Origin of the sequence: Streptomyces sp. BHT-5-2 (genome assembly GCF_019774615.1) — a bacterium.
Taxonomy (GTDB): Bacteria; Actinomycetota; Actinomycetes; order Streptomycetales; family Streptomycetaceae; genus Streptomyces.
The window spans coordinates 274144-291840 of record NZ_CP081496.1; the positions used below are offsets into that span (position 1 = coordinate 274144).

Genomic DNA, 17697 nt, shown 5'->3' on the forward strand with positions numbered 1-17697 from the left:
GTCAGCCATGGTGACCTCCAGCGGTGCAGGTGCGGTACCGGACACCAGCCGCTGGGGACGGCTCGTGCGCGGTCCGGGCCGCGTGCGTTGGACGGCCTGCCCTGTGGGAAGCGCCTGTCAACTTGGTGAAGACGATCACGTCTTCGTGCTGGACGACGGAGAGCGGGATGCCTTGGCGGCGGGCGTCGCGGACGTTCTTCATCTGGAAGAACGAGGGGCGGGTGACCAGGCGGCTGTTGCGGATGCCGGCGAGCATGGCGACGCAGCGTTCGGTGGGGCGGAGTCCTGCGGCCTGGCCTGCGGCGAGGACGGCGGACGGGAGGTCGATCAGTTCGCCGCGTTCGCGCCAGGGGCGGGTGGTGATGACGGCTGTGCCGCCGGGGCGGAGCATGGTGCGGCACTGGGCGAGGATCTCGGTGAAGGCGTGCAGGAGCCGGTCGGTGGAGACGTGTGCGAGGTTGGCGCGGTCATGGCTGTAGCGGAAGTCCTTCTTGACGACGCCGGGTTCGCCGGTCTCCCGTGAGGAGCGGACTTGTCCATGGACGCTGGGTCCGTAGGGAGGTGAGGTGACCACGAGGGCCACCTCGCCGCGAGCATCGGCGGGGACGAGGTCGGTGAGGCGTCGGGCGTCGCCGCAGCGGACGATTCCGGTACCTGTGGCGCTTGCTTGTGCCGCGGCGCGTGCGTTGAGGGAGGCGAGCGTTGCCCACTTCGGTTCGTACTCGACGCCGAGGGCGTTGCGGCCGAGGTGGAGGGCTTCGACGAGGGTGGTGCCGATGCCGCACATGGGGTCGAGGACGAGGTCGCCGGGATGGGTGTAGGTGGCGATGGCGTGGGCGGCGATCCCGGGGTGCATCTTGGCCGGATGGGCTGACGAGCCCAGGACGTAGCGGCCCTTGCGTTGGGCGGGGGCGGAGGTGGGGGCGGTGTTCCACACCGAGTCGGAACGAAGCATGGGGAACTCCTCTCTGCTCAGGCGTGGATCGTGGTCAGGACGATCAGGTCGCTGTGGAGGACGCCTGGGTCGGCGTCGGCGGGCGGGCAGGGGGTGAGGTGCTCGGCTGCGGGGTGGGCGTGGGCGACGATGACGTGCTGGAGGTAGCGGAAGCCGGCGGTGCGGGCGCAGGCGATGAGGGAGCCGAGCGGGTCGGTGAGTCCTGCGCCGTCGTCCCGGCGCTGGCGGGTGGCGAGCAACAGCAGTCCGTCGGCGGGCAGGAGCCGGTGGGCGCGGTGGAAGAAGCCGGCCCAGCCCTCGTCGATGGCTCCGGGCATCTCGCCGACGGCCCCGGGGAGGCTGTCAGTGGAGGCGGGGAGGGCGGCGGGGTGGAGTTCGGCAAGCAGCATCGACAGTCGGCTGGGGGTGCCGTCGCTGTAGGTGAGGACGGGGGTGCGGACGTCCATGCCCGGCTCGGTGTCCGGGACGGAGAGCTTCAGCAGCGGTGCGGGGGCCTGGCCGGGGCGGTGCGTGAACTCTGTGCGGATCTTCTCGATCGCCCAGTGGGGCAGCACGGTGCCGGGGGCCGGGACCGGGTCGGGCTGGTCGGGGGCGGGGAGCCAGAGGGTGGTTGGCAGCGGGCGGGGGGTGTGGCGGCGGGAAGCGCTTTCGGTGCGGCGTCGGTTGGTGGACATCGGCGTGTGGCGCCCGGGGCAGGGGTTCCAAGCCGTCTGTGCTGACATGAGTAATAGGGAAACGACGGCGCCGAATTGTCATCACTGTTGGAGGCGTTCGAACTCGCCGGGCGGCCAGCGGCCCGACGTGTCAGCTGAGGCTCGCGCTGATCGGCACGCCAACTTTGCCCAGCTCAGTGGCCAAACGAGCCAGTACCGAGCCACCTGTGAGCCACCGCCGAACCAGCCCTGAAGGCATCGGTGGTCTCGGTGAACACAGCCCAAAAATTCTTTTTGTTCGATTCCTAGGCGATGGGCCGCAGGGGTGACACTGGTCGCTTGCGGCGCTCCGTGCCGTCGAAGTTGGATCACCTTCACTGAAGGTTGGTGACCGCCCGGTTCGTGCCCGAGTCCGGGAACGGTGGCGGCAACCAGGCCACGGTTATTGGCAAGACTGGGTGTGCTGCTCTGGTTGCGTCGGCCCGGGCCGCCCCATGAGCTTGTCCGGGGATCTCGGATCGCGTTAGGGGCCCGTGAAGATCCATGCCCTGCACATCCAGTCCGTGATGCCTGTCTGCCTACGCTCCTGAGTGCAGCGATCACACAGGGCATCTCCACGGGGGACAGCTATGACGCATGAGCATTTTTCGATCCACCCCGAGCCGGTCACGGCTCTCGGCAAGGATTTCACCGCCTCCGCCGACCATCTCGATGACCGCATCAGCGCTTTCGCCTCACGCGCGGAGAACGTGGACGATGCCTTCGGTGTGATGTCCGAGTCCACCGAGACCCTGTCCCAGTACGTCGAGATGACCCGCCACACCGTGACCGCCCTGCAACAGTTACGCACCGGGCTGCAGCACTACGCCGAGGGTCTGCAGCACACCGTCGCCACGTACCAGGCGTCCGATGCCGCGCAGGCGCAGCAGTTCGGGGGGAAGTGACGTGGCCGGTCAGGAGCAGCAGCCGCAGATCGAGAAGAGCTTCGACCTGTTCAACCCTGGCGGGGACCCGTCGGTGCTGCGGGCGTGCGCCGAGGCGTGGCGGGGCATGGCCCACGATCTGAAGAGCACGATCGAGACCCAGGACCATGAGGTCGCCCGGCTCGGCGACAACTGGACCGGTGCCGCCGCCGACGCCTTCCACGCCCACTGGAACCACACCAAGAGCCAGGTGGAGAAGGCACTGCCGCACTTCGAGACCGTCGCCCAGCAGCTGGAACACACCGCGGATGCCATCAAGAAGGCCAATGACGAGGTCCACCGGGTGGCCGAGGAGATCGCCGCGACGGTGGCGATCGGCATCGGCCTGACCGTGCTGACCGGGGGCTTCTCCGACGCCGTCGCGGCCGGCGCGGCCGCCGCGGAAGTCGCCGAGGCAGCGGGCGAAGTAACCCGACTGGGGCAACTGCTGATCCGCGTCGCCGAAGTGATGGAGAAGATCAGGACGGCGATGAACAGCAGCAAGCTGCTCAAGTTCGGCTTCGAGTTCGGCAAGAGTATGGACGCCAACTTCATCAGCAACGTCGGCGGACAGTGGGCCACCGGGCAGAAGATCGACTGGGGCCAGGATTTGCAGGATGCTGCCGTGGCCGGGCTGGGAGGCACGGTCATCTCGGAAGGCGCGGGCGCCCTTGGACGAGGTGTTACCAAGTGGGCGCAGAACTCCGGGGAGCGCGCTGCCGAAAAGGTGTGGGGCCCAGGGGCGGCCCTGGGCAGAGGGCTCGGCGGCGAGAATCTGCCTGGCAGGGCGGTCGTGGAAGGCGTGGGATCCGCGGGCGGGCAAGCAGCTGCGGACGGCGTGGACATGTGGGAAGGGCAGAAGAAGGACTTCTGGCGGGACGTGGGCTTCAGCGGTGCGGCCGGAGCCGCCGGCGGTGCCGCGAACCACGCGGGTGACAAGATCAACAACGGCGGTGGCGGTCACCGCGCGACCAACCGGGAGAAGTTCCCCGCCTGGCAGCAGGTCCCCACGGACGGCGCCATCTACGGCATCGGCAACGTCGCCAACACCGAGTTGCCCCAAGAAAAGGAACAAGAAGACTGACCGTGTTCGAGGTTCGCAAGAGCATCAAACGCTTCCGGGACGACCCGGCCTGGACCTACCGCAAGAGAGACCGCGCCTACCTCGACACGTTCAACCATGACGGCTACCCCTTCAGCCTCGGCCCGGACGGCCTGTCTCTTCGCCACCTGCTGCAGGGCAGCCTCCAGGGCCGGGAGGTAAGTATGTTCCATCTCCGGGCATTGAAGGGCAGTGGCCGGGCCCATGTCGCGTGGCCGTACTCCGTGGCCGTGCTCCCCCTGCCCCGCGCGCTCCCGGCCACCGCCTTCACCAGCAGGCGGCTGATGCTGCCCGGGCGGGAAAAGCGTCCGGCGCTACCCCGCACTCCCGGCCGGTTCCGGGACCTGACAGAGATCGGCACCCACCGGGTGCACTGCCACTCAGAGGACGTCGACTTCGCGGCACTCATCAACACGTACGCCCTGGAACGGCTCATGCACAAAGCCCAGCTCGGTTGGCGCATCGAGGGGAGCCGCATGATCGGCTGGACGGACGGGCGCAAGACCTACGAGGACCTTCTGTCCCTCGCCGAAACCGTCGCGTCCATCATCGACGACTTCCCCGCAGAAGCGTGGCACTGGACGCAGTGACAGAAAGCCGGCACGGGTCGTCAGCGCAGAGAAGCTGAGCGCAGCGCGTATGGGCCAGCCGCGGTGTCGCACTGGCATATGAGCCAGTGCGAGCCACCTGCGAGCCACTGCCGAGCCAGTCCTGGGCTGGGCGGTGGTCTCCGTAGGCACGGCCCGAAAATTCTTTGTGTTCGATTCTCGGGCGATGGGCCACCAGGGTGGCGCTGGTCATGTGGGGTGGGCCGGCGCCGAGCCATCGCACATACCGAACCAGTGGCGCGGCAATCGCCCGGAGTTGGCGCGCGGGCGGCCCGTGAGTGGCGCGGAGGGGTGAGAGGGCTTCGGCGACAGTGATCGCCACTCCCGCAAGGAGCTTCCCAATGCACCCCCACTCCACCTCTCGCCCCGCCGCCCGCCGCACTGCCTGTACGCGTGCAGCCGCCGGCCGCTCCCCACTCCAGGCGCTGGAGGAGTCCTTCCTCGCGCTCGCCACCGCGGCCCAGCCGCTCACACTGCCGACTCATCTGGTGTGTGAGGAGCCGGAGCAGCCGGTGCTGCCCGTCGACCAGATCCGCTCCCGCCTTGCCCACGCCGCCACTTCGCCGACGCTGCGTCAGCACACCTGGGGTGAAGTGGTGCGCCGGGCCCAACGCCTGGGCGACCCGTGGGACCTCGTAGCCGTAGGGATGACGGTTCCGGTGCTGCGCCGGATGCTGGCCCGCCTGGCCTGCCCCACCCACCTGGAGCGGGCCGAGGTCGAGCAGGAAGCCCTGGCTGCCGTCACCTCTGCCGTGTCCACCGTGGACGTGGAGGCCGCGGACGTCGCCCGGGAGCTGTTCGCGACGGCCGACCGGGCGGTGAACCGGCTGGTCTACGCCGCACGGCGACGCGTCGAGCAGGAGACGGGGCACCAGGCCGTTCACCTCGGCCGCCTCACCCAGTCCATGGCGCGAACCGCCTGTCAGGCCGCCCCCCAGGGGATTGACAGCGGCGAGGCGAGGAATGAGTACGCGGTCTTGACGCGTGCGGTCAGCGCCGGCGCCGTAGGGGTCGCGGAGGCGCAGCTGATCGCTCGTACGCGTCTGGACGGTGAGCCGATGCAGCTTCTGGCGGATGAGCGGGGTGTGAGCGTACGTCAGCTCTATCGCCACCGCGCTGCTGCCGAGCAGCAGCTGGCTGCCTACCTGCACCACCAGATGCGCGACCAGTAACCGCGCGCATTCGAGGGACTTCCGGCCGGGAATGTCATTTTCGGGGGCCGTAAATCCCTTTTACCAGTGAACGTCGCCATCGGATGCGCACCATGCACCCGGTGGTGACGGTCCCCGGCGCAGGCCCCCTTCCGGGGCTGCTGCCAGGTCGTTGCCGTGTGGGGTGAACGCACCGTCTCGTGCTGACACCCGAGCCCCCCTGCCCCCACCGCCTCAAGGAGGACGGCCCCGGGACAGGTTCCGTGTTCACCCCACACCGCACGAACCCCCGTGATGCGCCTGGTCGCATCGCGCTTCGTCGATCCGCTTCTTTCCCCGTGCCGTGTTGTGTCTGCTGGAGGGGCGTCCGCCATGCTCGCAAGATTTCGCCGGCCGCACCGGCGGCCAAGCCGCCCGAAGGGCCGCTGGGTGACCCGGTTCGCCTTCGTCACGGCGTGCGTTGCGCTGCTGTTGTTGGCGAATTCGCCGCGTGTGTGGGCGGTCGCGGACATTCCCACCGTGATCAAGAATCTGCGGAACTGGGTCGTCGGCATCCTGTCCGGACTTGCCACGCTGTTTCTGACCTTCGGCGGCCTGCGGTACCTGATGGCCGGGGGCGACCCGGGCGAAGTCGACTCCGCGAAGAGGGCCTTGAAAGCCGCGGCTATCGGCTACGGGCTGGCGGTCCTGGCTCCTGCTCTGGTCACCGTGTTGCAGCACATCGTCGGCGTCGGCGGCGGTGACGGAAAATGACACGCGCCAGGCACCTCGCACGGGCCGTGCCCGCTCTGTGCATCCTGGCCGTGCTCATTCCAGTAGCACTGTCGGCGCAGAACGCCGCACCGAGAACGGCTTACGCGGCGGCAGCCGCTCGGGCGCCCGCAGCTCCGGAGCCGCCGCAGCCCGAGCCCCAGCCCGCCCCCGGCCCTACCGCCACCGCCACCGCCACCGCTCCGAAGCCACCTTCCCTCTCACCGAAACCTGACCCGGTGCCCGGGCCGACCCCCGCACCGGGCCGTCCGACTCCGAAGTCTTCACAGCCCTCGCGGCCGTCGTCCGCGGAGCCGAAGCCGGGTCCTACGCCTTCGGCGTGCGAGGCAGAGGGGCGCGAGTGTGTCAAGGACACCTCCTCGGGCTGGGACGTACTCCCCGACTTCCCCGCGATGATCGTGAACGCGATCACCTCGTTCCTCGGCACACTGATCGAACAGGTCATGAAACCGCTCCGCGAGTTTCTGGCCGACACCCTGCTGGCGCCCCCCGACGTCACCCAGCACGCCGACGTCAAACGGCTGTGGAAAGCCACGCTGGAGATCACGGTCGGGATCTACGTGCTGTTCGTGACCGCCGGCGGCATCACCGTCATGGGCCACGAAACCGTCCAGACCCGCTACGCCCTCAAACAGATCCTCCCGCGGCTGCTGTTGGGAATCGTCGCGGCGGCCAGCTCGCTGACGGTGATGGGCAAGGCGATCAGTCTGTCCAACGCCCTCGCCCACGCCATCATGACCACCGATCTTTCGGACGCCGGGCAGGGCATGGTCGAACGTGTCCTGCCGTTCGCCCTCTTCAAGGTGGCCGGGCTGAAGCTGTATCTGCTGCTGTTGGCGATCATGATGATCGCGCTGGTGCTGGCGGTGCTGATCGGCTTCATGGTGCGGGTCGCGGTACTGGCACTGGTGGCCGTCTGCGGCCCCCTCGCGCTTGCGTGCCATGCCCACCCGCTGACCGATCCGATCGCACGGCTGTGGTGGCGGGCCCTGGCCGGGTGCCTGGTCATCCAGGTCGCGCAGTCGATCACGTTCGTTCTCGCCCTCAGGCTGTTCTTCGCTCCGGGCGCCTCGACGCTGGGCATCCCGAAGGCCGACCAGCTGGGCACGCTGCTCGCCGGACTCGGCCTGTTCTGGGTGCTGTTCAAGATCCCCGGCTGGACCATGCAAGTCATCCTGCGCGGCACCCCCGCCCACAGCCCCCATGCGCCTTCTGCGGTGCGGGTGCTCAAGCACCTGGCGCTATACCGGCTCATGGACCACTACGTGCCCGGCATGAGCCTGCTGCGGCGCCGCCCAGGCGGAGGCGGCGCAGCGGGACTCGGCACAGGCCGTGGAGGGCCAGCGGGTGGAGGGGGACGTCCTGGTTCAGGCGGGGGCGGCGGCGGTGGGCGGCCCTCTGCACCGGGGCCGGGGAGTAGGAGAGGTAGTTCGCGGCGAACGTTGTCTTCCCGCGGTGGTTCCTCCTCGGGACGTTCCCAGGCGGGAACCGCCACCGATGGCCGGTCGGCACCGGCACCGACAGCCCCGGCAGCAGGCGGGGCACGTCCGGCGACGGCCATCGCCAACGCGTCCTCACGAACTCCCGCAGGTACTGCTTCCGGCGTCCACGCTGCTCGACGTCCCGGCCCGCGCTCTGCCCCCTCAGCCGTACACCGACAGGTCCTCGTTCCGTACTTCGCCCCAGCCAGACCCGTCGCATCCGGCAACTCGCCCTCCCCGTCACCACCGAGCGCATCCCGGCCCGGGCGGCCCAGCCAACACAGGCGTCGCTGCCGATCCATGCCGAACGCACAACCACCCCCACGCCCGGCTCCCCCACCCGGCGAGCCACTCCACCGCCTGCCTTCCCCTCAGCAGCACCACAGTCACGGCCACTACCCCTCCGCACTCCCGCCGCACACGCACACCCACGGCCGCCGCGTCCCCTGCAGCTGCGGCTGCCCCTCGAACCACCCCGGAGGTAGATCCCATGGCAGCACCAGACGCCCCAACCGATGCCACATACGCCACACGTATCCCCGCAGATATCTCTCGCCCCGACCGCCTCCTGGGCCCCTTCACCGCCCGGCAGACCGCCGTCCTCGCCGCCACGGCCGTCGTTCTGTACGGCGGCTGGTGGGCAACGCGCGCCTTCATTGCACCGCTCGCCTACGCGGCCCTGGCCGCCCCCATTGCCGGAGCCGTGGCAGCGCTCGCGCTCGGCCACCGGGAAGGCGTCGGCCTGGACCGCTTCCTGCTCGCCGCGCTCACCGACTCGCGCATGCCCAAGCGCCGGGTACACGCCCCCGAAGGCGTTCCCCCACTGCCCGCCATCGTGCCCCACCGCTGGGCCAAGGCCGCAGGGCCGCCCCCGGCCGCCATGCGCATGCCGTACGGCGGCATCACCCCGGAAGGGGTGCTCGACCTGGGCAATGCGGGGAGCGCCGCCATGGCGAGGTGTTCCACGGTCAACTTCGAGCTGCGCTCGGCGGCCGAACAACAAGGGCTGACCGCCGCGTTCGCCCGCTGGCTCAACTCCCTCACCGGACCGACCCAGTTGCTGGTGCGCTCTCACCACGTCGAACTCACCCCGCTGGCCGACGCGTTGCACCACGGGGCCGCCGCCCTGCCGCACCCGGCACTGGAAGCGGCCGCCCACGCGCACGCCGACTTCCTCACCGACCTCGCCGCAAGCGGCAACCTCATCGGCCGGCAGATCCTGCTCGTCGCCCGCGAGGAAGCCCCCACCTCCGGCGTCATGCGCAATGCGAGCGCGGGGCGGGTGCTCCAGCGCCTTGACGAGGCCGCCCGCGCCCTGGCACCGGCCGAGATCACCGTCACGCCCCAGGACGGCCCACACAGCACCCGCCTGGTGCACGCGGCCTGCAACCCCGACACACCCACCCCGCACAGGACCGCATCGGAAGGTGACCTCACGTGACTCAACGTCTTCTCCGCCGCCGCCCAGCCACCACCCCCACCACCAACGGTGCAGCCTTGCTGAACGCGCCTGGTCCCGAAGCCATCGAGGTGCACGCCCGCGCCCTGGCCATCGGCGCCCACCTGGCCACCACCCTCGTGGTCACCGGCTACCCCGCGGAGGTCACCCCCGGCTGGCTCGCCCCCCTGCTGAACTTCCCAGGCCACCTCGACATCGCCCTGCACATCGAGCCCGTCCCCAACCCGGTGGCCGCCGCCGGCCTGAAGAAGCAGCGCGCCCGCCTGGAATCCGGCCGCCGCACCGGCTTCGATAAAGGCCGCCTGGACGACCCCGAGGTGGAGGCCGCTGCTGCGGACGCCACTGAACTCGCCTACCGCATCGCCCGCGGCGAAGGAAAACTCTTCCACCTCGCCCTGTACCTGACCGTGCACGCGCCGGACGAGGACACCCTCGCCGAGCAAGCCGCCGCCGTCCGCGCCATCGCCGAGTCACTCCTCATGACGGTCGCGCCCACGACCTACCGGGCGCTACCGGGCTGGCTGGCCACCCTGCCGCTCGGCCTCGACACCCTCAAGATCCGCCGCACCTTCGACACCGCCGCCCTCGCCACGTGCTTCCCCTTCACCAGCCCCGACCTACCCGTCACCACAGGCGAGGACGGCACCACCACCGGGGTGCTGTACGGGCTGAACGCGGTCTCCGGTGCCCCCGTGATGTGGGATCGCTTCGCTCAGGACAACTACAACTCCATCACCCTGGCCCGCTCCGGCGCCGGCAAGTCCTACCTGGCCAAACTCGAACTACTGCGGCTGCTGTTCACTGGTGTCACCGCCTCGGTCCTCGACCCGGAGGACGAGTACGTCCGCCTCGCCGAGGCCGTCGGCGGGCACGTGGTGCGGCTGGGTACGGAAGGGGTATGCCTCAACCCCTTCGACCTCCCGGTATCCGCACGCGACAGTGAAGACGCACTGACGCGGCGCGTGCTGTTCCTGCACACCTTCCTCACCGTCCTGCTCGGCACCGATCTGACCGCAGCGGACAAAGCGGTGCTCGACCAGGCGATCCTCGCCACCTACGCCCGTGTAGGGATCACTACCGACGTTCGCACCTGGGCCCGCACCCCGCCCACCCTCGCCGACCTGACCACCGCGCTCAACGAGGACGGGAGCGGAACGGCAGCGGACCTCGCCAACCGGCTCGCCCCCTACACCACCGGCTCGCACGCCCACCTGTTCAACGGTCCCAGCACCACTGCTACGTCCGGGCATCTGGTCGTCTACGCGCTCCTCGGCCTGCCAGAAGAGGTCACGGCCCCGGCGATGCTGCTCGCCCTGGACGCCATCTGGCGGCAAGTCACCTCCCGTCCGAACGCGGGCCGCCATCTGGTCGTGGTGGACGAGGCATGGCGGCTGATGCGCGACGGGGCCGGCGCCCGCTTCCTATTCCGCATGGCCAAAGCCGCCCGCAAGCGCTGGACCGGACTGGCAATCGTCACCCAAGACGCTGACGACGTGCTCGCCTCCCCTCTGGGCCGGGCCATCGTCTCCAACGCCGCCACCCAGATCCTGCTCCGCCAGGCCCCACAAGCCATCGACGTCATCAGCGAGACCTTCCATCTCTGCCACGGCGAGCGGGAGTTCCTGCTCTCGGCCTCCCGAGGCGAGGCACTGCTGCTGACCGGCGACCGCCGCCACAAAGTCGCCCTCACCAGCGTCGCCGCTCCGGGCGAACACGAGGTGATCACGACAGACCCCAGCGAGCTGTTCACTGCGGCCACCTCTCAGCACCCAAGAGATGAGGGATCCGTCTACGCCGATGGCTGCGCACACGACAGCACCTGCGACGACGGCGACGAGAGGCGGATGCTGTGACCGGACCCGTGATGCGAGCCATCGCCCCGCCGGGCGGCCCCTTGGTGGACTTCCTCACCCACCCCGAGACGTTCGCCCCCATCGCCCTCCACGCCACCCTCGCCTGGTGCACCGCGGCCGCGCCCGTCCTGATCCCCACCATCCTCCTGTCCGCAGCATGCGGATACGTAGCCCGGCGCCGTCTTCTACGTTCGCGCCGGCAGCGTCTCGCCGATGGTGCCCGCTGCGTGGAGATCCTCGCCCCGCCCCATGCCGCGCCCAAGGGCGGTGAGGTCCTGTGGGCCCAGCTCTCCGGTTTGCTGCGCCCGTGGTGGCGCCGCCTGACCACCGGCCAGCCCCACCTCGCCTTCGAATACACCTGGTCGCACAGCGGCCTACGCATCCGTATGTGGGTCCCGGGCACCGTCCCCGTGGGCCTGGTGTGCCGCGCCGTCGAAGCCGCCTGGCCCGGCGCCCACACCCGCGTCACCGCACCTGCTCCCCTCCTCCCGAACGCAGACGACGCCGTCTCCCGCACGGCCGGACGCCTGCGGCCGGCCCGCCCCGACGTTCTCCCCCTCCGCACCGACCACCCCACCGACCCCCTACGCGCCCTGCTCCAGGCCGCCACCGGCATGGCCGACCATGAATCGGCCTGCGTGCAGATCCTGGCCCGCCCCGCCACCGGCCGCGCCCTGCGCCGCGCCCGCCACCAGGCAAGGCGACTCAAAGCCGGGCACGCCCCAGCCCGTCTTTCCACCCTGACCGCGCTTCTCCTCCACCGTGCCCAACCCGCCACCACCGGCAAGCAGGACCCCGACCACGGCACCGCCGTACGCCAGATGGTGGCCAAACAATCCGGCGCCCAGTGGCAGTGCACCCTCACCTACGCCGCCACCTGCTCACAAAAGACCGACCGCGCACAGGATGTGGCCCGCGGCCGGGCCCACGCCATCTCCTCCGCCTTCGGCCTGTACGCCGACCGCAACTACCTCACCCGCACCCGCCTCCGTCACCCCGAACCACGCCTCACCGGCCGACAGTTCCCCGCCTCCCGCCCGGCGCTGCTCTCGGTACCGGAACTCGCCGCCCTCGCCCACCTCCCCTACGACCCCGACGCCCCCGGCCTGCGCCGAGCCGGCGCCCGCTCCGTCCTCCCACCCCCACAGATCTCCAAGCCCACCCCCGGCAATAGCATCAAACCCCTGGGCCACTCCGATACCGGCGCCCGCCGCGGCGTAGGTCTCGCCGTCGCCGACGCCCGCCACCACCTGCACGTCATGGGTGCAACCGGCTCCGGCAAGTCCACCCTCATCGCCAACCTCGTCCTCGACGACGTCCGCAATCACCGCGGCGTCATCGTCATCGACCCCAAAGGCGACCTGATCAACGACCTGCTGGACCGCCTGCCCGACACCTGCGCCGACCGCCTCGTCCTCATCGACCCCGACGACCCCCACACGCCCCCGTGCCTGAACGTGCTCGACGGCACCGACATCGATGTCGTCGTGGACAACATCACCGGCATCTTCCGCCGGATCTTCACCGCCTTCTGGGGACCGCGCACCGACGACATCATGCGCGCCGCCTGCCTGACCCTCCTCAAATACCGCAACCGCACCGGCCAGTTGGTCACTCTCGCCGATGTTCCCCGTCTGCTGGGCGAGTCCGCCTACCGGCTGCGTATCGTTCCGGCCCTCCAAGACCCTGTCCTGCGAGGGTTCTGGGCCTGGTACGAGTCGATGTCCGATCCCTCACGCGCCGCGGTGGTCGGACCGGTCATGAACAAGCTGCGTGCGTTCCTGCTGCGCGACTTCGCCCGCCGCGCGATCGCCGCCGGCCCCTCCACTTTCAACCTCACCGGCGTCCTCAACGGCGGCATCCTCCTGGCCCGTCTCCCCAAAGGCGCCCTCGGCGAAGAGACCGCCCGTCTCCTTGGCTCCTTCATCGTCGCCGGCACCTGGCAAGCCGCCGCAGCCCGCGCCCGCACCCCGAACACCAACGCATCGACGCCACGCTCAGCATCGACGAGGCGCACAACTTCCTCGTCTTGCCCTACCCGTTGGAGGACATGCTCGCCGAGGCCCGCGGCTACCGCCTGTCCATGCTCCTGGCCCACCAACACCTCGCACAGCTCCCCCGCGACCTGCGCGAAGGCATCTCCGCCAACGCCCGCAACAAAGTCTTCTTCAACGCCTCCCCCGAGGACTCCAACGCACTGGAACGCCACACCCTGCCCACCCTCGCCGCCCACGGCCTCGCCCACCTCGGCCCCTACCAAGCCGCCGCCCACCTCCTGACCAACGGCGCGGAATCCACCGCCTTCACCCTCACCACCTACCCCCTGTCACCCGCCATTCCCGGCCGTGCCAAAGACCTGCGAACCGCTGCTGCCTCCCGCACCGGCCCACGACAAGCCACCCGCCCCTGACCAACCACCCCACCAGTCCCTTCGCCCTACCCCACGGTGATCCGCCATGCCCGCACTCCCCCGCCCCGCCTCCGGCCCCGGCTCCCGCTACACCGCCCGCGCCGCCACCAGCCGCCCCCGCCCCACCCAACACACCGACATCGCCGCCCTCGCCCGCCGCCTCACCACCCGCGACCTCTGGCTGACCCGCATGCTCCACGAGCACCGCGTCCTGACCACCCACCAGATCACCCGCCTCGCCTACACCTCACTCCGCTCCGCCCAACGCCGCCTACGCACCCTCCACCACCACGCCGTCGTGGACTCCTTCCGCCCCCTGACCCAGACCGGCTCCGCCCCCGAGCACTACACCCTCGGCCCCGCCGGAGCCGCCCTCCTCGCCGCCCAGGCCGGTCTCGACCCCGAAGCCGTCGGCTGGCGCCCCACCCACACCGGCCGCATCGCCTACTCCCCCTCCCTCGGCCACGACCTCGGCGTCAACGACCTCCTCACCCACCTCGCCGCCCACACCCACACCACCCCCACCGCCAGCCTCTCCCTCGGGCTCTCCGAACACTCCGCAGCCCGCCGCTGGGGCGACATCATCCGCCCCGACGCCTACGCCCACTACCACGGCGGCGACCGCCTGCTGCCCTTCTTCCTCGAATACGACACCGGCAGCCAACCCCTCGCCCGCGTCGAAGCCAAACTCGCCGGCTACGCCGCCTTCACCACCGCCACCGGCGCCCGCCCGGCCCTGCTCATCCACACCCGTACCCAGTCCCGTGACCAAGCCCTGCGGCACCGCCTCGCCAACACGGCAAGAGAGTTGGGGCTGAACGTGGCGACCTCATCCGGAGACTTCACAACCAGCGAACCCTGGGGCCCCTGGTGGGCACCACTCCAACCCGGCGCCCGCCGCACCACCCTCGCCGCCCTCACCGACCACTGGCCTGCCCTCAGCCCCGCCTCCGGCCTGGAACCGACCGACGCCGACACGCCCCTCACCCTTCCCGTACCCCCACAACCGCCCGCCGCCCCCAAGGCCGGATCGTGAGCTCCCTGCTCACAAAGGCGATCACCGGCATCGGCTGCACAATCCTGACCCTGCCACTCCTCGCCGCCCTCACCATCGCCGCAGCACTCGGCGGACTCTCCCCAAACACCAGCGCACCGACCTCCCCGAGCACACACGCCCTCAACGACATCCCATCCCGCATGCTCGCCCTCTACCAACGCGCCGCCCTCGCCTGCCCCGGCCTGTCCTGGACCGTCCTCGCCGCCATCGGCAAGACCGAGACCGACCACGCCCGCCACCCCACCATGGTCTCCACCGCAGGCGCCGTCGGACCGATGCAGTTCTTGCCGTCCACCTTCCAGGCCTACGCGCACCCCGTGCCCCCTGGAGGCCAGCAGCCACCAACACCCTGGGACCCGGTCGACGCGGTGTACGCCGCGGCCCGCCTGCTGTGCGCCAACGGCGCAAAGAACGGCAGCAACCTTCGGTCAGCAGTCTTCGCCTACAACCACTCTCATACCTACGTGGCCCAAGTGCTCACCACCGCCCGTACATACGCCACCGCCGCACCGGCCACAACCAACCCTGCTGCCAAGGCGATTGCCTTCGCCCGCGCCCAGCTCGGCACCCCCTACGTCTGGGGAGGAAACGGCCCCTCCGACGGCGGCTTCGACTGCTCCGGCCTCACCCAAGCCGCTTACCGCGCCGCAGGCATCCACCTCCCACGCGTGGCACAGGCTCAGTACGACGCCGACCCCCACCTCCCCAAGCCCACTCAACTGCTCTCAGGCGACTTGTTGTTCTACGGAACCGGCCCCCACCGCATCACCCACGTCGCGGTCTACACCGGCAACGGGCAGGCGATCGACGCACCTCACCCCGGCGCCGTCGTCCGCCAAGGCCCCGCACGCACCACCACTCCCGCCTTCCAAGGAGCAACCAGACCTGGCGCCCGGCCCAGAGGCGGGGCCTGGTGAAACAGATCGCCGCCCGCGAAGCAGTCCAACTCCTTCGCGCCATGACCCGAGTGCTGTGCATCGTCGGGTGCCTGGCGCTGGTCTTCACCACGGTCAACGTCACCCGCTTCGCCACCAGCCGCGACGTTCCCCTCCCCATCGCCGTCCTCCTCGACCCCATGATCGGCACCGCGCTCGCCGGCGTCCTCTACGTCGACGCACGTCTGGCCGCCTGGGGCATCACCCCACCCGCCTGGTCCACCACCCTCCGCTGGAGTGCCGGCTCCACCGCCGCCCTCATGAACACCTGGCAAAGCCTCTGGCCCGACGGACACATCGGCTGGCCCCACCACGCCGACCCCGCAGCCGTCCTCCTCCACCTCACCCCCGCCCTCCTCCTCATCACCCTCACCGAAACCATCGCCGCCTACCGCCGCACCATCACCCACCTCCTCGACCAGACCACCTCCCCAAAACCGCCCACCGCCCACACCCTCCGACCACCTATCGCCCCCACCACCCCGGCCGCCCAACCGCCGACCGCCCACCGTCCACCCGCATCCACTCCGGCCAGCGAAACCGACCGCTGTCCAAACGCAGTCACTACCCCGGCCAACACAAACAGGGACCCAGCCGGGCCCGAGACCGGCGACAACGCACCCAACCCCCAGCCCCCGCCCACCGACCGCCCACCGGTCGGAACCGGGGCGACAGACACCGACCTATGGCCGCACGCCGTCGCCCTCGACAACGCCGCCCGCGCCACCACCGGCAAACCGGTCACCGCCTGGCGGCTACGCAACGAACTCGGCGTCGGCTCCAACCGCGCCCGCCGACTCCACAACCAACTCCAAACCCACCGCACCGACCGCCCACCCCCGATCGGATGAACCCGCCCCCGCCCACGGCACCGGGCGGATCACCGACCACCCGCACACCGGGACCGCCCTCCCACGCCCCGCCCCAACCGGGACACGCCACCCCCACTCTCCAAGCTTCGCTCCATCGACCGCACCAACCACTCCGACCAGCGGCGATTCCGGGAATCCCCTCGCTTGACATGGCCCACGGTTCGAGCGTCCATGGTCGTGGCCGCCGAGCCCAGTGGGTTCCCCCAGCGTGAACTCGCCCTCGTCACAGCCACGTTCGCCCGGATGAACGCGCCGCGCACGCGCCGGCGAACACCGCGGCCCGCCAACGCAGCGCCGCACCCCGGCCGGGGACCTCAACCACCCACACTGCACTCGGAATCGAGGACCCCAACATGTCCGACACCAACCCCGACACCACACCCACCCCAGACAACGCCTCCGCCCCGGAACCGCCCACGGGCCTGACCGGCGCAGCCACCGCTGTCTACACCGAACTGATCGGCCGGACCGAACCCGTCACCGTCGCCGAACTCGCCCACGCCGCAGGCATCAGCCACTCCACCGCCGGACGCGCCGTAACCACCCTGGAGAAGGGTGGCCTCGCCGCCCGCACCCCCGGCGGCCACGACGGCCCCCGCCGCATGCCCGACCTCTGGCACCCCGTACCCCCGACGCCCACCTCCGAGACCACCAACACGCCAGAACACGCCCCACAGCCCGCCGACACGCAGCCGGAAAGCACTCCCACCGATTCCGCGGGACGCGTCGACGACGACGTAGAAGGCGATGAGGAAACGTCCGAGGACAGGACGTCCGGCACCGCCGCAGCCCCTGCCCCCGACAGTCCCAACCCCACCGTCACGGACGACACCGACCTGCCCACGGACACCCCGCCCGACGCCCCCGATACGTCGGCCGCCGACAACACCGACCCCAGCACCGAGCCGGAAGCCGACGCCCCTCACGTAGAGGCGTCCCAGGGCATCGAGCAGCCCGACGGCAACGACAGCCAGGGAGACGGCCCGCAGAGCGGGGATGACAACGCCCCCGTGTCGAGCGAAGCCGCCGAGGCGCATAGGGCAGCGGCGCAACCGGCACCGACCAAGGATGGGCGGCTCGCACCAGGAGCGCTCCGGCAGATGGTCATCGACCACCTCCACGCACACCCCGACGAGGCTTTCACCGCCACCCGCATCAGCCGCGTCATCGAGAAGTCCTCCGGCGCCATCGCCAACGCCCTTGTCAAACTGGTCGGTTCGGGAATCGCCGAACAGGTCACCGACCAGCCGCGAACCTTCCGGCTGGCCCAGGCCACCGGGGCGGCCGACAACGGTTAGCCACAAAACCGGACCGGGCGTACCCCGCGGACCAAGCGGGGTACGCCCTCGTGCGTCCTGGTCCCTCACGTGCCCAGCGAACGGAAGGTATTCGTGTCAGGGGCCCGTCCCCTCACGTGGCGTCAACGCG

The 17697-nt window shown here is 70.3% G+C and carries 15 protein-coding genes and 1 pseudogene; 13 read left to right on the top strand and 3 right to left on the bottom strand.

The features are described 5' to 3' along the window. Position 1: 1 nt before the first annotated feature. Positions 2 to 955, bottom strand: coding sequence for a TRM11 family methyltransferase (locus K2224_RS01200; protein ID WP_260692273.1), 954 nt, complete (start codon positions 953 to 955; stop codon positions 2 to 4). A gap of 17 nt (positions 956 to 972) precedes the next feature. Continuing rightward, positions 973 to 1629, bottom strand: coding sequence for a hypothetical protein (locus K2224_RS01205; protein ID WP_221904764.1), 657 nt, complete (start codon positions 1627 to 1629; stop codon positions 973 to 975). A gap of 608 nt (positions 1630 to 2237) precedes the next feature. Here K2224_RS01205 and K2224_RS01210 point away from each other — a divergent pair. The 5 genes from K2224_RS01210 to K2224_RS01230 all read left to right on the top strand — a co-directional run bounded on the left by K2224_RS01210 (position 2238) and on the right by K2224_RS01230 (position 6184). Continuing rightward, positions 2238 to 2552, top strand: a complete 315-nt coding sequence (locus K2224_RS01210) for a type VII secretion target (protein ID WP_221904765.1) — start codon at positions 2238 to 2240, stop codon at positions 2550 to 2552. A gap of 1 nt (position 2553) precedes the next feature. Beyond that, positions 2554 to 3654, top strand: a complete 1101-nt coding sequence (locus K2224_RS01215; RefSeq protein WP_260692274.1) for a WXG100 family type VII secretion target — start codon at positions 2554 to 2556, stop codon at positions 3652 to 3654. A 2-nt stretch (positions 3655 to 3656) separates the two neighbouring features. After that, positions 3657 to 4262 (top strand): hypothetical protein, encoded by a 606-nt coding sequence (locus tag K2224_RS01220; RefSeq protein ID WP_221904767.1) that lies wholly within the window; start codon positions 3657 to 3659, stop codon positions 4260 to 4262. A 359-nt stretch (positions 4263 to 4621) separates the two neighbouring features. After that, complete coding sequence (locus K2224_RS01225) at positions 4622 to 5452, top strand: hypothetical protein (RefSeq protein WP_221904768.1); 831 nt, start codon at positions 4622 to 4624, stop codon at positions 5450 to 5452. Positions 5453 to 5803: 351 nt separating this feature from the next. Next, positions 5804 to 6184: a pilin gene (locus K2224_RS01230; RefSeq protein WP_221909361.1), complete on the top strand. Its 381-nt coding sequence runs from the start codon at positions 5804 to 5806 to the stop codon at positions 6182 to 6184. A gap of 281 nt (positions 6185 to 6465) precedes the next feature. Here the strand turns inward: K2224_RS01230 and K2224_RS01235 are convergent, their stop codons facing one another. Next, positions 6466 to 7407: a hypothetical protein gene (locus K2224_RS01235; RefSeq protein ID WP_221904769.1), complete on the bottom strand. Its 942-nt coding sequence runs from the start codon at positions 7405 to 7407 to the stop codon at positions 6466 to 6468. Between the two features lie 766 nt (positions 7408 to 8173). On the opposite strand from K2224_RS01235, the gene K2224_RS01240 reads away from it, so the two are divergent. The 8 genes and pseudogenes from K2224_RS01240 to K2224_RS01270 all read left to right on the top strand — a co-directional run bounded on the left by K2224_RS01240 (position 8174) and on the right by K2224_RS01270 (position 17567). Continuing rightward, on the top strand, positions 8174 to 9124 hold the full coding sequence (locus K2224_RS01240) for a PrgI family protein (protein ID WP_221904770.1): 951 nt from the start codon (positions 8174 to 8176) through the stop codon (positions 9122 to 9124). Then, entirely contained in the window at positions 9121 to 10995 is a 1875-nt protein-coding gene (locus tag K2224_RS01245) for a VirB4 family type IV secretion system protein (RefSeq protein WP_260692277.1), read from the top strand. Before K2224_RS01240 ends, K2224_RS01245 begins: the two co-directional genes overlap by 4 nt. A gap of 1259 nt (positions 10996 to 12254) precedes the next feature. Continuing rightward, positions 12255 to 12368, top strand: a pseudogene (locus tag K2224_RS40160) (helicase HerA domain-containing protein); the annotation flags it as partial. A gap of 677 nt (positions 12369 to 13045) precedes the next feature. Continuing rightward, entirely contained in the window at positions 13046 to 13405 is a 360-nt protein-coding gene (locus K2224_RS40165) for a type IV secretory system conjugative DNA transfer family protein (RefSeq protein ID WP_260692278.1), read from the top strand. 46 nt (positions 13406 to 13451) lie between these two features. Further along, entirely contained in the window at positions 13452 to 14441 is a 990-nt protein-coding gene (locus K2224_RS01255; protein WP_221904772.1) for a replication-relaxation family protein, read from the top strand. Further along, positions 14438 to 15379: a bifunctional lytic transglycosylase/C40 family peptidase gene (locus K2224_RS01260; RefSeq protein ID WP_221904773.1), complete on the top strand. Its 942-nt coding sequence runs from the start codon at positions 14438 to 14440 to the stop codon at positions 15377 to 15379. Before K2224_RS01255 ends, K2224_RS01260 begins: the two co-directional genes overlap by 4 nt. Beyond that, a complete protein-coding gene (locus tag K2224_RS01265; RefSeq protein WP_221904775.1) occupies positions 15376 to 16248 on the top strand; it encodes an extensin in 873 nt (290 codons plus the stop codon). Before K2224_RS01260 ends, K2224_RS01265 begins: the two co-directional genes overlap by 4 nt. 374 nt (positions 16249 to 16622) lie before the next feature. Then, positions 16623 to 17567 carry a helix-turn-helix domain-containing protein gene (locus K2224_RS01270; RefSeq protein WP_221904776.1) on the top strand — a complete coding sequence of 315 codons (945 nt, stop codon included), beginning with the start codon at positions 16623 to 16625 and terminating at the stop codon, positions 17565 to 17567. Positions 17568 to 17697: the final 130 nt, after the last annotated feature.